The following is a 17,575-nucleotide window of genomic DNA, read 5'->3' on the forward strand; positions in this document are numbered from 1 at the left end:
GCATGTGCAATGGCGTCCTGCTGCACGACTGCGTTAGAGCAATTTTTTGTTAATGTTTTGTAATGAGCATGTCAATACTACCCTATTGTTTGCCGCCATGAAAGACACTCATTATTGCGCTATAATGCGGCAATTAATAAGTTCTGAAAACACCATGCAAAAAACTTCTTTTAGAAATCACTACGTTAAGCGATTCAGCTCACGACAAGCATCTAAATCACGGAAAGAAAACCAGCCAAAACGCGTGGTTTTGTTCAATAAACCTTACGATGTGTTGCCGCAGTTCACGGATGAAGCAGGTCGCCGCACGTTAAAAGATTTTATTCCTGTGCAAGGCGTTTATGCCGCAGGCCGCCTGGACCGCGACAGCGAAGGGCTTTTGGTGCTGACTAATGACGGCGCGCTGCAGGCGCGCCTCACGCAACCGGGCAAGCGCACCGGCAAGATTTACTATGTTCAGGTAGAAGGCATCCCGGATAATGAAGCGCTACAGGCGCTTCGTACTGGCGTCACGCTCAACGATGGCCCTACCCTGCCCGCCGGTATTGAGATTGTCGCGGAGCCTGACTGGCTGTGGCCGCGCACCCCGCCGATTCGCGAGCGGAAGAATATTCCCACCAGTTGGCTAAAAGTCACCTTATATGAAGGCCGCAACCGCCAGGTAAGACGCATGACAGCGCATGTCGGTCATCCCACTCTACGATTAATTCGTTACAGCATGGGCGACTACACGCTCAGCGGCCTCGATAATGGACAGTGGCGCGAGATCGCACAGGAGAAAGACAGATGAAACGGCTTCTCATTGCTTTTGCTTTATTAACACCGTTATCCGTCAATGCGGCCAGCTTCGACTGCCAGAAAGCGCAGGCTGCGGATGAAAAGGCTATCTGCGCGCACCTGACGCTGAATGATAAAGACGTGGAAATGCACACCAAATATCAGTTTCTGAAAGGGTTGTTCGCGATGGGCAGTCGCGGCGCGCTGCAGGACGCCCAGCAGAGCTGGCTTAAACAGCGTCAGCAGTGCAAGGCCGACGTCACCTGCCTGACAAAAGCTTATAACGAGCGTCTGAAACAGCTTGACGCGATCTATGACCACATTGATAAACCGCTGTAATAAGGATGCCTATGTTCAAGCCGCACGTGACCGTTGCCTGCATCGTACATGCCGAAGATAAATTTCTGGTGGTGGAAGAGACCATCAACGGTAAATCGTTATGGAATCAACCTGCCGGACACCTGGAGGCAGATGAAACGCTGGCGCAGGCCGCCGCGCGTGAACTGTGGGAAGAGACTGGCATCACGGCGCAACCACAGTATTTTATCCGTATGCATCAGTGGATTGCGCCGGATAAAACCCCGTTCCTGCGCTTTTTATTCGCCATCAAGCTTGATCATATTTGCGCGACCGCCCCCCATGACAATGACATCGATTGCTGCCGTTGGGTGAGTGCCGACGAGATTCTGAACGCGCCGAATTTACGTTCTCCGCTGGTGGCTGAAAGCATTCGCAGTTATCAAACGGGACAACGTTACCCCTTATCCATAGTGGGCGAATTTAACTGGCCGTTTACAGAGGGTGTCAAGTAAAGGGCTGCGTGATAGAATACGCCGCCTTGAAGTTCAATGTCGCGAGTATTCCAATGTCAGAAAGCCCAAAAAAAGTGATCGTCGGCATGTCCGGCGGTGTCGATTCCTCCGTTTCCGCCTGGCTGTTGCAACAACAGGGTTATCAGGTAGAAGGCCTGTTCATGAAGAACTGGGAAGAGGACGATGGTGAGGAATACTGTACCGCGGCAGCCGATCTGGCTGACGCGCAGGCCGTGTGCGACAAGCTTGGCATTGAACTGCATACCGTCAATTTTGCCGCAGAATATTGGGATAACGTCTTTGAACTGTTCCTTGAAGAGTACAAAGCGGGCCGTACGCCGAACCCGGATATTCTGTGCAATAAAGAGATCAAATTTAAAGCCTTCCTTGAATTTGCCGCAGAAGATTTAGGCGCCGACTATATCGCCACCGGTCACTACGTTCGCCGCGCGGATGTAAACGGCAAAAGCCGGTTGTTGCGCGGGCTCGATGGCAACAAAGATCAGAGCTACTTCCTCTATACGCTTGGCCATGAGCAGATTGCGCAAAGTCTGTTCCCGGTTGGCGAGCTGGAAAAACCGCAGGTGCGTAAAATCGCCGAAGATCTGGGGCTGGTAACCGCCAAGAAAAAAGATTCTACCGGTATCTGCTTTATCGGCGAGCGCAAGTTCCGCGACTTTTTAGGGCGCTATCTGCCTGCGCAGCCGGGGAAAATCATTACCGTTGACGGCGATGAAATCGGCGAGCATCAGGGTCTGATGTATCATACGCTCGGTCAGCGTAAAGGGCTGGGAATCGGCGGCACCAAAGACGGTAGCGAAGACCCCTGGTATGTGGTGGATAAAGACGTTGAAAACAATGTGTTAATTGTCGCCCAGGGGCATGAGCACCCACGCCTGATGTCGGTAGGCCTCATCGCCCAGCAGCTACATTGGGTCGATCGCGAACCGTTCACCGGCACCCTGCGCTGTACGGTAAAAACCCGCTACCGCCAGACCGATATTCCGTGCACGATTAACGCGCTGGATGACGATCGTATCGAGGTCATTTTTGACGAGCCGGTTGCCGCCGTTACGCCGGGCCAGTCCGCTGTCTTTTACAGCGGCGAAGTCTGCCTGGGCGGCGGCATTATCGAGCAGCGACTGCCGCTGACGGTCTGATTATTCAATACACAACATCATTCAAGTCGCCTCAAAGCGGCTTAAAAGATGAAGTGTATTTTATTTGATACAAGGAAGCAGTGATTGTGGCAAAGAATTATTATGACATCACCCTCGCGCTGTCTGGCATTTGCCAGTCGGCACGCCTGGTGCAACAACTGGCGCACCAGGGGCACTGTGATGCCGACGCGTTGCACGTTTCACTCAACAGTGTCATTGATATGAATCCCAGTTCTACTCTGGGCGTGTTCGGCGGCAGCGAAGCTAACCTGCGTCTTGGTTTGGAAACACTGCTCGGCGTGCTGAATGCCAGCAGCCGACAAGGACTTAACGCCGAACTGACGCGTTATACGCTTAGCCTGATGGTGCTGGAGCGCAAGCTGTCATCCACCAAAGGCGCGTTGAATACGTTAGGCGATCGCATTAACGGCCTGCAGCGCCAGCTTGACCATTTTGATTTACAGTCAGACACGTTAATGAGCGCCATGGCGGGCATCTACGTGGATGTGATTAGCCCATTGGGCCCACGCATTCAGGTGACGGGCTCCCCGGCCGTTCTGCAAAGTCCGCAGGTTCAGGCCAAAGTCCGCGCTTCGCTACTGGCAGGCATCCGTGCAGCCGTGCTCTGGCATCAGGTAGGCGGTGGTCGCCTACAGCTTATGTTTTCTCGTCATCGCCTGACGACTCAGGCAAAACAAATTCTTGCTCATTTAACCCCGGAGTTATGATCTATGGAATTATCCTCACTGACCGCCGTTTCCCCTGTCGATGGACGCTACGGCGATAAAGTCAGCGCGCTGCGCGGAATTTTTAGCGAATACGGTTTGCTGAAATTTCGTGTACAAGTCGAAGTACGTTGGCTGCAGAAATTAGCCGCGCACGCAGCGATCAAGGAAGTTCCTGCTTTTGCTGCCGACGCAAACGGTTACCTGGATACGCTTGTTGCAAACTTCAATGAAGAAGATGCCGCGCGCATTAAAACCATTGAGCGCACCACGAATCACGATGTGAAAGCGGTTGAGTATTTTCTGAAAGAAAAAGTCGCCGCGATCCCGGCGCTACATGACGTTTCCGAGTTTATCCACTTTGCCTGCACTTCTGAGGACATTAACAACCTGTCGCACGCGTTAATGCTCAAAACCGCGCGCGATGAAGTGATCCTGCCTTACTGGCGTCAGGTGATTAACGCGGTTAAAGATCTCGCCACGCAGTATCGCGACATTCCTCTGCTCTCCCGCACCCACGGCCAGCCGGCAACGCCTTCCACTCTGGGTAAAGAGATGGCGAACGTGGCGTATCGTATGGAGCGTCAGTTCCGCCAGCTCAACCAGGTGGAGATCCTCGGTAAAATCAACGGCGCCGTAGGCAACTATAACGCGCATATCGCCGCCTATCCGGAAGTTGACTGGCATCAGTTCAGCGAAGAGTTCGTCACCTCACTGGGCATCCAGTGGAACCCTTACACCACCCAGATTGAACCGCATGATTATATTGCGGAACTGTTTGACTGTATCGCGCGCTTTAACACCATCCTGATCGATTTCGATCGCGATGTCTGGGGCTATATTGCGTTGAACCATTTCAAACAGAAAACCATCGCCGGGGAGATCGGTTCTTCTACCATGCCGCACAAAGTTAACCCCATTGACTTTGAAAACTCAGAAGGCAACCTCGGTCTGTCTAATGCAGTGTTGCACCATCTGGCAAACAAACTGCCGGTTTCCCGCTGGCAGCGCGATCTGACCGACTCAACCGTTCTGCGTAACCTGGGTGTCGGCATCGGCTATGCGCTTATCGCTTATCAGTCCACCCTGAAGGGCGTCAGCAAGCTGGAAGTAAACCGCGATCATCTGCTTGACGAACTGGATCACAACTGGGAAGTATTAGCCGAACCGATCCAGACCGTCATGCGCCGCTATGGTATTGAAAAACCATATGAAAAACTGAAAGAGTTGACCCGTGGCAAGCGTGTTGATGCCGAAGGAATGAAACAGTTTATTGATAGTCTGGCCCTGCCGGAAGCAGAAAAAACGCGCCTTAAAGCCATGACGCCGGCAAATTATATCGGTCGCGCTGTGACTCTGGTCGACGAACTTAAATAATGCGTGCCTCACCCTCTTTTCTTCAGAAAGAGGGTGACTATTTGTCTGGTTTATTAACTGTTTATCCCCAAAGCACCATAATCAACGCTAGACTGTTCTTATTGTTAACACAAGGGAGAAGAGATGATGCGCGTACTGGTTGTAGAGGATAATGCATTATTACGCCACCACCTGAAGGTTCAGCTCCAGGATTCAGGTCACCAGGTCGATGCCGCAGAAGATGCCAGGGAAGCTGATTATTACCTTAATGAACACCTTCCGGATATCGCTATTGTCGATTTAGGTCTGCCGGATGAAGACGGCCTTTCCTTAATACGCCGCTGGCGCAGCAGTGATGTTTCACTGCCGGTTCTGGTGTTAACCGCGCGCGAAGGTTGGCAGGATAAAGTCGAGGTTCTCAGCTCCGGGGCCGATGACTACGTGACGAAGCCATTCCACATCGAAGAGGTAATGGCGCGTATGCAGGCGTTAATGCGCCGTAATAGCGGTCTGGCCTCCCAGGTGATCAACATCCCGCCTTTCCAGGTGGATCTCTCACGCCGGGAATTATCCGTCAATGAAGAGGTCATCAAACTCACGGCGTTCGAATACACCATTATGGAAACGCTTATCCGTAACAACGGTAAAGTGGTCAGCAAAGATTCGCTGATGCTTCAGCTGTATCCGGATGCGGAACTGCGGGAAAGTCATACCATTGATGTTCTCATGGGGCGTCTGCGGAAAAAAATACAGGCCCAGTATCCGCACGATGTCATTACCACCGTACGCGGACAAGGATATCTTTTTGAATTGCGCTAATGAATAAATTTGCTCGCCATTTTCTGCCGCTGTCGCTGCGGGTTCGTTTTTTGCTGGCGACAGCCGGCGTCGTGCTGGTGCTTTCTCTGGCATATGGCATAGTGGCGCTGGTCGGCTATAGCGTAAGTTTTGATAAAACCACCTTTCGTCTACTGCGCGGCGAAAGCAACCTGTTTTATACCCTCGCCAAATGGGAAAATAATAAAATCAGCGTTGAGCTGCCTGAAAATCTGGACATGCAAAGCCCGACCATGACGCTGATTTACGATGAAACGGGCAAATTATTATGGACGCAGCGCAACATCCCCTGGCTGATTAAAAGCATTCAACCAGAATGGTTAAAAACGAACGGCTTCCATGAAATTGAAACCAACGTAGACGCTACCAGCACGCTGTTGAGCGAGGACCATTCCGCGCAGGAAAAACTCAAAGAAGTACGTGAAGATGACGATGATGCCGAGATGACCCACTCGGTAGCGGTAAATATTTATCCTGCCACGGCGCGGATGCCGCAGTTAACCATCGTGGTGGTCGATACCATTCCGATAGAACTAAAACGCTCCTATATGGTGTGGAGCTGGTTCGTATACGTGCTGGCCGCCAATTTACTGTTAGTCATTCCTTTACTGTGGATCGCCGCCTGGTGGAGCTTACGCCCTATCGAGGCGCTGGCGCGGGAAGTCCGCGAGCTTGAAGATCATCACCGCGAAATGCTCAATCCGGAGACGACGCGTGAGCTGACCAGCCTTGTGCGCAACCTTAATCAACTGCTCAAAAGCGAGCGTGAACGTTATAACAAATACCGCACGACCCTGACCGACCTGACGCACAGTTTAAAAACGCCGCTCGCGGTTTTGCAGAGTACGTTACGCTCTTTACGCAACGAAAAGATGAGCGTCAGCAAAGCTGAACCGGTGATGCTGGAACAGATCAGCCGGATTTCCCAGCAGATCGGCTATTATCTGCATCGCGCCAGTATGCGCGGTAGCGGCGTATTGTTAAGCCGCGAACTGCATCCCGTCGCGCCGTTGTTAGATAACCTGATCTCCGCGCTAAATAAAGTTTATCAGCGTAAAGGGGTGAATATCAGTATGGATATTTCACCAGAGATCAGTTTTGTCGGCGAGCAAAACGACTTTGTCGAAGTAATGGGCAACGTACTGGACAACGCTTGTAAATATTGTCTGGAGTTTGTCGAGATTTCGGCTCGCCAGACCGACGATCATTTGCATATTTTCGTCGAAGATGATGGCCCAGGCATTCCCCACAGCAAACGATCCCTGGTGTTTGATCGCGGTCAGCGCGCCGATACCCTACGACCAGGACAAGGCGTGGGGCTGGCTGTCGCGCGCGAGATTACGGAACAATACGCCGGGCAGATCATTGCCAGCGACAGTCTGCTCGGCGGCGCCCGTATGGAGGTCGTTTTTGGCCGACAGCACCCCACACAGAAAGAGGAATAAACATTTCTGTGCGTTCTTCCACGCATCTCGTTAAGCATCCGTTATAATCGGTGTCAGATACCAGCCTGCGGATACTTAACATGGAATACCAATTAACTCTTAACTGGCCCGACTTTCTTGAACGCCACTGGCAAAAACGCCCGGTGGTGTTAAAACGTGGGTTTAGCAACTTTATCGATCCGCTCTCGCCGGATGAGCTGGCGGGGCTGGCGATGGAAAGCGAAATCGACAGTCGTCTCGTTAGCCATCAGGATGGCAAATGGCAGGTCAGCCATGGCCCTTTCGAAAGCTACGATCATCTGGGTGAGAGCAACTGGTCGCTGCTGGTACAGGCGGTAAACCACTGGCATGAACCAACCGCCGCCTTGATGCGCCCGTTCCGCGCTCTGCCGGACTGGCGTATCGACGATTTGATGATCTCCTTTTCCGTTCCCGGCGGCGGCGTTGGCCCGCATCTGGATCAGTATGATGTGTTTATTATCCAGGGAACTGGTCGCCGTCGCTGGCGCGTGGGCGAAAAGCTGCAAATGCGTCAGCACTGCCCGCATCCCGACCTGTTACAAGTCGATCCGTTCGAGGCCATTATTGATGAAGAGCTGGAGCCGGGCGACATTCTGTATATTCCGCCAGGATTCCCGCATGAAGGCTATGCGCTGGAAAACGCCATGAACTATTCGGTTGGTTTTCGCGCGCCCAATAGCCGTGAGCTGATCAGCGGTTTTGCCGATTACGTCCTGCAACGGGAGTTGGGCAATACATACTACAGCGATCCGGATATGCCGTCCCGCAAGCATCCGGCGGATATCCTGCCGCAGGAGATGGATAAACTGCGTAATATGATGCTCGATTTGATCAATGAACCCGCGCATTTCCAACAGTGGCTTGGCGAGTTTCTCTCTCAGTCACGCCACGAACTGGATATTGCGCCGCCGGAGCCGCCGTATCAGCCTGATGAGATTTACGATGCTTTAAAGCAAGGCGAGGTATTAGTACGTCTCGGAGGGCTTCGCGTATTGCGTATCGGCGATGAGGTCTATGCGAATGGCGAAAAAATAGACTCTCCGCATCGCCCCGCTCTGGAGGCGCTCGCCAATCATATTGCACTAACCGCTGAAAACTTCGGCGATGCGCTGGAAGACCCGTCCTTCCTCGCGATGCTGGCGGCGCTGGTGAATAGCGGGTACTGGTTCTTCGAAGGATAAGAACATCGCAATGCCCGGCGACCGCCGGGCTGACGCAAACTATCCACAACGATCGCCGCCAGGTTTGGCGAAATCGTTATATTGCGGATCGCCCGGATAAGTGCCCGCCGGAAATGTTTTCATTATTGCCCGCGCCCGCAACAGCATTTGCGGCGTTAACTCCGGTTTACCCAGCCATTGATAAATATCGCTTTGTAATAGCAGGCTACGAACAAGCTGTATTGAGCGTTTGCCATATTGCTGCGAGGCCAGCCTCACCGCATCATCAATAAACGTTATGCAGGTTTCATCGCCGGTCATAAAACATGCTGCAGATTGTTGCTGGCGCTGGGACCAGGAAGGCGGATATTCGGCGCTCCAGGCAGAAAAATTTATGGCGGAAAATATCCCGCCATAAATAATAAAACGCTTCGCCACAATGCGTAACATTCGCTACTGGCCGCGCTTCGCCGTCAGCTCCGCGATACGTACAATCACCTGTACCGCTTTTTCCATCCCCTCCAGCGTCACAAACTCATGTTTACCATGATAGTTATATCCGCCGGTAAAGAGATTAGGACACGGCAGGCCCATAAACGACAGTTGCGCCCCGTCTGTACCGCCGCGAATCGGTTTCATCTCCGGCGTAATATGACAGTCGCGCATCGCCTGTTGGGCGATATCGAGAATATGCGAATGTTCAACCACTTTTTCGCGCATATTGTAATAACTGTCTTCTATCACCAGCTCGATATAGCAGTCCGGATGCAGTCCCTTACCGACTTTTTTGGCAATCTCCATCATTTTGCGTTTACGCGCTTCAAACTGCTTACGGTCGAAATCGCGAATGATGTAGTGCATTTCGGCCCGATCAACGGTGCCTTTCATGCTGGCCAGATGATAAAACCCTTCGTAACCTTCGGTGGTTTCAGGCGCTTCATCCGCCGGCACTTCCGCGTGAATCCTCGCCGCCAATGACAGCGCATTGACCATCACGCCTTTCGCCGTACCGGGATGCACGTTATTGCCGACGATTTTGATATTCACCGAGGCGGCATTGAAGTTTTCAAACTCCAGTTCGCCCACGCCGCCGCCGTCGACCGTATAGGCCCACTGCGCGCCAAACTCCTCAACATCGAAGTGCTTCGCGCCTTTCCCTACCTCTTCGTCAGGCGTAAACGCCACTTTAATGTCGCCGTGGGGAATAGGATTACCTTTCAGCACCGCCAGCGCGGTCATGATCTCCGCAACGCCGGCTTTATCGTCCGCGCCCAGCAATGTCTTACCATCGGTAGTAATCAGCGTCTGTCCCAGTAATTGATGCAGTACCGGGAACATCACGGGTGACAACACCTCATCGCCAATCCCTAATGCTATATCGCCGCCGCGATAATTCTCGACAATCTGCGGGTTAACGTTTTTACCGCTGAAATCCGGAGAGGTATCCACATGGGAGATAAAACCAATGGCGGGAATATCCCCCTCAACATTGGCCGGGAGCGTCGCCATCAACGTCCCTTTTTCACTTAATGTAATGTTAACCAGCCCCATCTCTTCGAGCTGCTGTTTGAGCAAACGTAGTAACTTCCACTGCCCCTCAGTGCTGGGAACCTGCCGAACACCCGACTTTGATTGGGTATCCAGCGATACGTAGTGTAAAAAACGCTCAAGTAGTTTATCCATGCAGTCACCCTCACTTTTCGTGACAACATTATTAATAAGCAAGAAAAGACAAATATTGCGTCAGGTCACTTTTATCCCTGCAAACAAGAATATTTCACTTTGACACGCTTTCTGACTATAAAGCTAAGTCAGTAATTCGCAACAAGGATTGGCGATCACAGTGGTTTGCCGTAGAATGACCGCCCTCATTAAGAGTGATTAAGGTGGTTAACCACAAACCCCGCAGCGGTCAGCCATCCGTTGCGTTTACATGGGACAGAGTAAGAAATTGAATAAACAACCGCGTTCGCTTTCACCGCTGGTGCTTTTGTCGGGAATTAGCAAAAGTTTCGATGGCAAAGAGGTCATTTCACAACTGGATTTGACCATTAACAATGGCGAATTCCTCACGCTGCTTGGCCCTTCCGGCTGCGGTAAAACAACCGTTCTTCGCCTGATTGCCGGCCTGGAAACCGTTGATGCCGGGCATATCATGTTGGATAACCAGGATATCACCCACGTTCCCGCCGAAAATCGTTATGTGAACACCGTATTTCAAAGCTACGCTTTATTTCCGCATATGACGGTGTTTGAAAATGTCGCGTTTGGCTTACGGATGCAAAAAACGCCAGCCACCGAGATTGCGCCCCGCGTGACCGATGCGCTGCGTATGGTGCAGCTTGAAGAGTTTGCACAACGTAAACCGCACCAGCTTTCCGGCGGACAGCAGCAGCGTGTAGCTATCGCCCGCGCGGTGGTGAATAAACCTCGCCTGTTATTACTGGATGAATCGCTCTCCGCGCTGGACTATAAATTGCGCAAACAAATGCAGAACGAGCTTAAAGCATTACAGCGTAAACTCGGTATCACGTTTGTTTTTGTCACTCACGATCAGGAAGAAGCGCTCACCATGTCCGATCGTATCGTGGTAATGCGTAATGGCGTGATTGAGCAAGACGGCACGCCGCGTGAAATCTATGAAGAGCCAAAAAACCTGTTTGTCGCCGGTTTTATCGGCGAAATTAACCGCTTTGACGCAACCGTCATTGAACGGCTTGATGAACAGCGCGTCCGCGCCAGCGTAGAAGGTCGGGAGTGCAATATATACGTCAATTTCGCTGTCGAACCAGGCCAAAAACTGAACGTCCTGCTGCGACCGGAAGATCTACGCGTCGAAGAGATCAACGATGATAACCACATCGAAGGGCTTATCGGCTACGTGCGCGAGCGCAATTATAAAGGTATGACGCTGGAGTCGGTGGTTGAACTGGAAAATGGCAAAATGGTGATGGTCAGCGAATTCTTCAACGAAGACGATCCTGACTTCGACCATTCACTTGACCAAAAAATGGCCATTAGTTGGGTAGAAAGCTGGGAGGTCGTACTGGCTGATGAAGAACACAAGTAAATTCCAGAATGTAGTGATTGTCACTATCGTCGGTTGGCTTGTGTTGTTTGTTTTTCTGCCCAACCTGATGATCATTGGCACCAGCTTTCTGACCCGTGACGACGCCAGTTTCGTTAAGATGGTCTTTACGCTGGATAACTACGCACGCCTGCTCGATCCGCTCTATTTTGAAGTGCTCCTGCACTCTCTGAATATGGCGCTGATCGCCACCCTCTCCTGCCTGGTGCTAGGCTATCCTTTTGCCTGGTTTCTGGCGAAGTTACCGGAAAAGATACGTCCGTTATTGCTGTTTTTGCTGATCGTTCCTTTCTGGACCAACTCACTGATCCGCATCTATGGGTTGAAAATATTCCTGAGCACTAAAGGTTATCTCAATGAATTCCTGCTGTGGCTGGGCGTGATTGATACGCCGATTCGCATCATGTTCACCCCGAGCGCCGTTATTATCGGCCTGGTTTACATTTTGCTGCCGTTTATGGTCATGCCGCTCTACTCCAGCATTGAGAAGCTCGACAAACCACTACTGGAGGCCGCACGCGATCTCGGCGCCAGTAAAATGCAAACGTTCATCCGCATCATTATTCCATTAACCATGCCGGGCATTGTCGCCGGTTGCCTGCTCGTGATGCTACCGGCAATGGGCCTGTTCTACGTCTCCGATTTAATGGGTGGCGCGAAAAACCTGCTGATTGGTAACGTCATTAAGGTACAGTTCCTGAATATTCGCGACTGGCCGTTTGGCGCGGCTACCAGCATTACGCTGACCATTGTGATGGGACTCATGCTGTTGATTTACTGGCGGGCTTCCCGCTTATTGAATAAGAAGGTGAGTGATATAAGCGATTAATTGCGCAACGCTAACAAATCCATACGCATTCAGGCATGAAGTTTATTCAAGGGTAAACTTCATGCCTCCGGCATAAAAAACGCATGAAAGCAGTTGCCGCCAGTATTGCAAATCTACAGCATCATCCGCGCCAGGCCTTCTTTTATTTTTACCTGTAGCGACGCTATCACAGACAGTAATGCGTTTATACGCGAAGCTCTCAGGTTTTATACTGATTGCCAGTCTCTTTTAAAAATTATATTACATCCGATGCGCCCGCAGTAGAGATAGAAAGGGCCGATTTAATCAATTATGTAGTCATTTTTACTCCAGTATAAGTGAGATTAATATGCCGATTACTATAGGGAATGGTTTTTTAAAAAGTGAAATCCTTACCAACTCCCCAAGGAATACGAAAGAAGCATGGTGGAAAGTTTTATGGGAAAAAATTAAAGACTTCTTTTTTTCTACTGGCAAAGCAAAAGCGGACAGTTGTCTACATGAGATGTTGTTTGCCGATCGCACCCCCACACGAGAGCGGCTTACAGAGATTTTTTTTGAGTTAAAAGAGTTAGCCTGCGCATCACAAAGAGATAGATTTCAGGTTTATAATCCTAATGAAAATGATGACACTATTATTCTTCGCATCATGGATCAAAACGAAGAGAACGAATTGTTACGTATCACTCAAAATACCGATGCCTTTACCTGTGAAGTCATGGGGAATGCTTATTTTTTAATAAAAGATCGCCCCGATATTTTAAAACCGCATCCACAAATGACGGCCATGATTAATAGAAGATATAGCGAAATCGTAGATTACCCCCTCCCTTCGACATTATGTCTCAATCCTGCTGGCGCGCCGACATTATCGGTTCCATTAGACAACATAAAGGGGTATTTATATTCTGAATGGAGAAAAGGAAATTTAGATGAGTGGAAAACGCAAGAAAAGGTAACCTACCTGGCAGCGAAAATTCAGTCTGGGATTGAAAAGACAACGCGCATTTTACAGCATGCGAATATATCCGAAAGTACTCAGCAAAACGCATTTTTAGAAACAATGACGATGTGTGGCTTAAAACAGATTGAAATACCACCACCGCATACCCACATACCTATTGAAAAAATGGTAGAAGAGGTTTTACTGGCGGATAAGACGTTTCAGGCGTTCCTTGTAACGGATCCCAGCGCCAGCCTAAGCATGTTAGCTGAGATAATCGAAACCCTCTCTGATCAGGTTTTTCACGCCATTTTTAGAATAGACCCCCAGGCTATACAAAAAATGGCGGAAGAACAGTTAACCACGCTACACGTTCGCTCAGAACAACAAAGCGGCTGTTTATGTTGTTTTTTATAAAATCAGACGACGCTTTCTCAAACGTCACGTTCAGGGTTTACTCACGTACTCCATGTTTGCCTACAGAGTAACCTCTTGCCTGGCGCAATAATGCCGCATATGACCGGATCGGATGAGAATAGTCATTTAAATGGCCTTTTTTTCCCGCTCGTCTGGCAATTTGTTGTAAAATTCGCGGCTTCAAGCGGCAGCTTGCTTCTTCCTGGCTGCTGATAACCGCGAGACGTTTTGGAGAGATTTTGGAGAAGAGAAAAAATTGATCATTTTCAATACTCTAAAAGCACCCCATCCTCTGAATAAGAAGGTGGAACTTGAATGATCGGTCGGCTGCTCCGTGGCGGTTTCATGACTGCCATCTATGCGTATCTGTATATTCCCATCATTATTCTGATCGTGAACTCCTTCAACAGTTCGCGGTTCGGCATTAACTGGCAGGGCTTTACCACTAAATGGTACGAACTACTGATCAATAACGACAGTCTGTTGCAGGCCGCTCAACATTCACTGACGATGGCGATTTTTTCAGCGACCTTCGCCACGTTGATTGGCTCGTTAACCGCGGTGGCGCTTTATCGCTACCGCTTTCGCGGGAAGCCATTCGTCAGCGGGATGCTGTTTGTAGTAATGATGTCGCCGGATATCGTGATGGCGATCTCCCTGCTGGTGCTGTTTATGTTACTCGGCATTCAACTGGGCTTTTGGTCGTTGCTGTTCTCGCACATCACCTTTAGCCTGCCGTTTGTGGTCGTCACGGTCTATTCGCGCCTGAAAGGCTTTGATGTCAGAATGCTGGAAGCCGCAAAAGACCTGGGGGCCAGTGAGGTAACGATTTTACGCAAAATCATTCTGCCGCTGGCGATGCCGGCGGTGGCGGCGGGCTGGTTGCTGAGCTTTACGTTGTCGATGGACGATGTCGTGGTCTCGTCGTTTGTCACCGGGCCGGGCTATGAAATTTTACCCTTAAAGATTTATTCCATGGTAAAAGTCGGCGTTTCACCAGAAGTGAACGCGCTGGCGACCGTTTTATTGGTGCTGTCTCTGGTAATGGTCATTGCCAGCCAGCTTATTGCTCGTGATAAAACCAAGGGCCGATAAGGCCCGTAATTCAGGGGACGTTAAATGAAAAAATGGTCACGCCACCTGCTCGCGGCGGGCGCCCTGGCGCTGGGTATGAGTGCCGCTCATGCCTCCGACAACGACACGCTCTATTTCTATAACTGGACTGAGTATGTGCCGCCGGGCCTGCTGGAACAGTTCACTAAAGAGACTGGCATTAAGGTGATTTATTCGACCTACGAGTCGAACGAAACCATGTATGCCAAACTCAAAACCTATAAAGATGGCGCGTATGACCTGGTTGTTCCTTCTACATACTATGTCGACAAAATGCGCAAAGAAGGCATGATCCAGAAGATCGATAAGTCGAAATTAACCAATTTCCACAACCTCGATCCGGAAATGCTCAACAAACCGTTTGACCCCAACAACGATTATTCCGTTCCATATATCTGGGGCGCAACGGCAATTGGCGTGAACAGCGATGCTATCGATCCAAAAACCATTACCAGCTGGGCTGACTTGTGGAAACCGGAATATAAAAACAGCCTGCTTTTAACCGACGATGCGCGAGAAGTCTTCCAGATGGCGCTGCGCAAGCTAGGTTATTCCGGTAACACTACCGATCCGAAAGAGATCGAAGCGGCATATGAAGAGTTGAAAAAACTGATGCCGAACGTAGCGGCCTTCAACTCCGATAATCCGGCGAATCCGTATATGGAAGGGGAAGTCAACCTGGGGATGGTGTGGAACGGTTCGGCCTTCGTTGCTCGTCAGGCTGGCACGCCGCTGGAGGTCGTCTGGCCGAAGGAAGGCGGTATTTTCTGGATGGACAGCCTGGCTATTCCGGCGAACGCGAAAAATAAAGAGGGCGCGCTGAAGCTAATCAACTTCCTGCTGCGTCCTGACGTCGCGAAAGAGGTGGCAGAAACCATCGGCTACCCTACCCCCAACCTGGCGGCGCGTAAGCTGTTAAGCCCGGAGGTCGCCAATGATAAGTCGCTCTATCCGGATGCGCAAACCATCAGCAAAGGCGAGTGGCAAAACGATGTCGGCGACGCCAGCGCCATTTATGAAGAGTATTATCAAAAGCTAAAAGCAGGACGCTAATTCAGCCAAAGCGCCTGTCGGGCCTACAGATGAACGTAACGTGAAATGTAGGCCGGATAAGGCGTTACCGGGCAAACAGCACTACAGCCCTTTCAGGAATTTATCAACAAATTCCGGCACAACCTGGCTTGCCGGGCCGTAGTGCTTCTCTTCAAACTCGCTGCCGACCTGGCTTGGCTCAAGATTCAGTTCCACCGTATGTGCGCCGTGCAGTTTTGCTTCATGCACAAAACCCGCAGCCGGATAGACATGACCGGATGTGCCAATGGCGATAAAAATATCCGCCATCGACAGCGCCATATAAATTTCATCCATGCCAAGCGGCATCTCGCCAAACCACACCACGTGCGGACGTAGCGGCGCCGGGAACTGACAGCAGTGACATTTATCTTCCGGCATCACATCACCGTTCCATTCCAGAATCTGGCCACTTTGCGAACAACGCACCTTCAACAGCTCGCCATGCATATGAATGATGTTGCGATTGCCCGCGCGTTCATGCAAATTGTCGATGTTTTGCGTCACCAGCAAAAAGCGATCGCCAAGCGCTTCTTCAAGCTTCGCTAACGCCAGATGCGCCGCATTGGGTTGTATTTCCGGCTGTTGAAGCTGCTGACGGCGGGCATTATAAAATGTCTGCACCAGCCCCGGATTACGGGCGAATCCTTCCGGCGTGGCCACATCTTCAACCCGATGCTCTTCCCAAAGGCCATCCGCCGCGCGAAACGTACGAATACCAGACTCTGCAGAAATTCCTGCACCTGTAAGGACTAATACTCTTGGGTTTTCCATCATTTCCGGCACCACTCTGTCTCTGAAAAAGATCCGCTGGCGCAGACGTTCACGCAACAGACGTTTATTTTTACGAAAGCGGCTTAATCGATGAAACCGACGCGACTGCATAACAACCTCTTTTTTTGATTAGTCGGTAAGATGTAAAAAAGCAGCACCGCGCATCCCACCTGCATCCCCATGCCGCGCACGCTCAATGCGCGGCGCGCGGGCAACAGGGAGGAGATGGCGCGGCAGTCTTTCCGCCAGTTGCGTTGTTATTGCCGTAAAGTTCGATAGTCCGCCGCCGATCACTAATAAATCGGGATCGACAATCGTCAGTATATTCCCCAGACAAACCGCCAGTAAATCCAGATAGCGCTCAACATGCGCGTGCGCCTGCTCATCGCCCTGCTCCCACAACGCGATAATCTCCGGCGCCTGCAGCGATTGATCATAATAATGCTGATATAGCCACGCAAACCCGCGCCCGGACAGATAATTCTCAATGCAGCCCATCTGACCGCATCCACAACGGCGGAGAGGAAAATCAAACCCCATCAACGTTAGCGCGTCAACCGGTAAACGCATATGACCAAACTCGCCGGTGATATAGCTCTGACCGGTAATCGGCTTCCCGTTTAGCACCAGGCCGCCGCCGACGCCGGTGCCGAGGATAAGCCCCATAACCAAAGGATATTGCGTGAATTCATCATCCCAGGCTTCGGACAAGGCAAAACAGTTAGCGTCATTGTCCAGACGCACATCGCGATCCAGTCGGGCGCTGAGATCGGCGCGCAACGGCTTACCGCTGGCTGCCGGGACATTCGCGGCGTACAGCGTGCCGTCTTCGGTTTCCGGCATACCGGGTATGCCAATCCCTACCGACCCTTTTACGCCAAATCGCTGGTCGGCTTCCGCGACCAGTTCGCACACGGCGCCTAAAAAGGCGCTATAGCTGGTATGGGGCGTGGGAACCCGTTTTTCCCACTGTAGCCGCCGCGTTGAGTCAAATACGCCTAACGCAATCTTTGTTCCGCCAATGTCAAACCCGTAATACATCACCGCTCCTTGTTTTTATATTCCGCG

General features: G+C 51.0%; 17 protein-coding genes and 1 pseudogene. 14 read left to right on the plus strand and 4 right to left on the minus strand.

The features are described 5' to 3' along the window. Positions 1-124: 124 nt before the first annotated feature. From rluE to NA389_RS10815, 9 genes are all read left to right on the plus strand, one after another. The gene (gene rluE, locus NA389_RS10775) at positions 125-790 is read left to right on the plus strand and encodes a 23S rRNA pseudouridine(2457) synthase RluE (RefSeq protein ID WP_001249416.1); all 666 of its coding nucleotides are present in this window, start codon (positions 125-127) and stop codon (positions 788-790) included. Then, positions 787-1,116, plus strand: coding sequence for a lysozyme inhibitor LprI family protein (locus tag NA389_RS10780; RefSeq protein WP_000825956.1), 330 nt, complete (start codon positions 787-789; stop codon positions 1,114-1,116). Before rluE ends, NA389_RS10780 begins: the two co-directional genes overlap by 4 nt. 11 nt (positions 1,117-1,127) lie before the next feature. Further along, on the plus strand, positions 1,128-1,589 hold the full coding sequence (locus NA389_RS10785) for an NUDIX hydrolase (protein ID WP_000476064.1): 462 nt from the start codon (positions 1,128-1,130) through the stop codon (positions 1,587-1,589). Positions 1,590-1,642: 53 nt separating this feature from the next. Continuing rightward, positions 1,643-2,749 (plus strand): tRNA 2-thiouridine(34) synthase MnmA, encoded by a 1,107-nt coding sequence (gene mnmA / locus NA389_RS10790; protein ID WP_000004540.1) that lies wholly within the window; start codon positions 1,643-1,645, stop codon positions 2,747-2,749. A gap of 86 nt (positions 2,750-2,835) precedes the next feature. Then, positions 2,836-3,477, plus strand: coding sequence for a high frequency lysogenization protein HflD (gene hflD, locus NA389_RS10795; RefSeq protein WP_001542628.1), 642 nt, complete (start codon positions 2,836-2,838; stop codon positions 3,475-3,477). A 3-nt stretch (positions 3,478-3,480) separates the two neighbouring features. After that, positions 3,481-4,851, plus strand: coding sequence for an adenylosuccinate lyase (gene purB / locus NA389_RS10800; RefSeq protein ID WP_000423763.1), 1,371 nt, complete (start codon positions 3,481-3,483; stop codon positions 4,849-4,851). Between the two features lie 126 nt (positions 4,852-4,977). Further along, positions 4,978-5,649: a two-component system response regulator PhoP gene (phoP, locus tag NA389_RS10805; protein WP_001537766.1), complete on the plus strand. Its 672-nt coding sequence runs from the start codon at positions 4,978-4,980 to the stop codon at positions 5,647-5,649. Further along, positions 5,649-7,112, plus strand: a complete 1,464-nt coding sequence (gene phoQ, locus NA389_RS10810; protein WP_001031687.1) for a two-component system sensor histidine kinase PhoQ — start codon at positions 5,649-5,651, stop codon at positions 7,110-7,112. Before phoP ends, phoQ begins: the two co-directional genes overlap by 1 nt. An 80-nt stretch (positions 7,113-7,192) precedes the next feature. Then, positions 7,193-8,314, plus strand: coding sequence for a ribosomal protein uL16 3-hydroxylase (locus NA389_RS10815; protein ID WP_000456511.1), 1,122 nt, complete (start codon positions 7,193-7,195; stop codon positions 8,312-8,314). Positions 8,315-8,401: 87 nt separating this feature from the next. Here the strand turns inward: NA389_RS10815 and NA389_RS10820 are convergent. Further along, positions 8,402-8,743 (minus strand): annotated as a pseudogene (locus NA389_RS10820) (hypothetical protein); the annotation flags it as partial. Between the two features lie 3 nt (positions 8,744-8,746). Continuing rightward, a complete protein-coding gene (gene pepT / locus NA389_RS10825) occupies positions 8,747-9,976 on the minus strand; it encodes a peptidase T (protein WP_000359413.1) in 1,230 nt (409 codons plus the stop codon). A 250-nt stretch (positions 9,977-10,226) separates the two neighbouring features. On the opposite strand from pepT, the gene potA reads away from it, so the two are divergent. The 5 genes from potA (at position 10,227) to potD (ending at position 15,715) form a co-directional block, all read left to right on the plus strand. Further along, complete coding sequence (gene potA, locus NA389_RS10830; protein ID WP_000531583.1) at positions 10,227-11,363, plus strand: spermidine/putrescine ABC transporter ATP-binding protein PotA; 1,137 nt, start codon at positions 10,227-10,229, stop codon at positions 11,361-11,363. Beyond that, the gene (gene potB, locus NA389_RS10835) at positions 11,347-12,210 is read left to right on the plus strand and encodes a spermidine/putrescine ABC transporter permease PotB (RefSeq protein ID WP_000799391.1); all 864 of its coding nucleotides are present in this window, start codon (positions 11,347-11,349) and stop codon (positions 12,208-12,210) included. Before potA ends, potB begins: the two co-directional genes overlap by 17 nt. Positions 12,211-12,538: 328 nt before the next feature. Further along, positions 12,539-13,549: an SPI-2 type III secretion system effector SifA gene (gene sifA / locus NA389_RS10840; protein WP_001531091.1), complete on the plus strand. Its 1,011-nt coding sequence runs from the start codon at positions 12,539-12,541 to the stop codon at positions 13,547-13,549. A gap of 315 nt (positions 13,550-13,864) precedes the next feature. Then, positions 13,865-14,644 carry a spermidine/putrescine ABC transporter permease PotC gene (gene potC, locus NA389_RS10845; protein WP_000580297.1) on the plus strand — a complete coding sequence of 260 codons (780 nt, stop codon included), beginning with the start codon at positions 13,865-13,867 and terminating at the stop codon, positions 14,642-14,644. 24 nt (positions 14,645-14,668) lie between these two features. Next, entirely contained in the window at positions 14,669-15,715 is a 1,047-nt protein-coding gene (potD, locus tag NA389_RS10850) for a spermidine/putrescine ABC transporter substrate-binding protein PotD (protein WP_000759329.1), read from the plus strand. 81 nt (positions 15,716-15,796) lie between these two features. On the opposite strand, the gene cobB is transcribed toward potD, so the two are convergent. Both cobB and nagK read right to left on the minus strand, forming a co-directional pair. Next, positions 15,797-16,618, minus strand: a complete 822-nt coding sequence (gene cobB, locus NA389_RS10855; RefSeq protein ID WP_001191856.1) for a Sir2 family NAD+-dependent deacetylase — start codon at positions 16,616-16,618, stop codon at positions 15,797-15,799. A gap of 18 nt (positions 16,619-16,636) precedes the next feature. Continuing rightward, positions 16,637-17,548 (minus strand): N-acetylglucosamine kinase, encoded by a 912-nt coding sequence (gene nagK / locus NA389_RS10860; RefSeq protein WP_000291341.1) that lies wholly within the window; start codon positions 17,546-17,548, stop codon positions 16,637-16,639. Positions 17,549-17,575: the final 27 nt, after the last annotated feature.

Source organism: Salmonella sp. NW645 (genome assembly GCF_051703725.1).
GTDB classification, from domain to species: Bacteria; Pseudomonadota; Gammaproteobacteria; order Enterobacterales; family Enterobacteriaceae; genus Salmonella; species Salmonella enterica.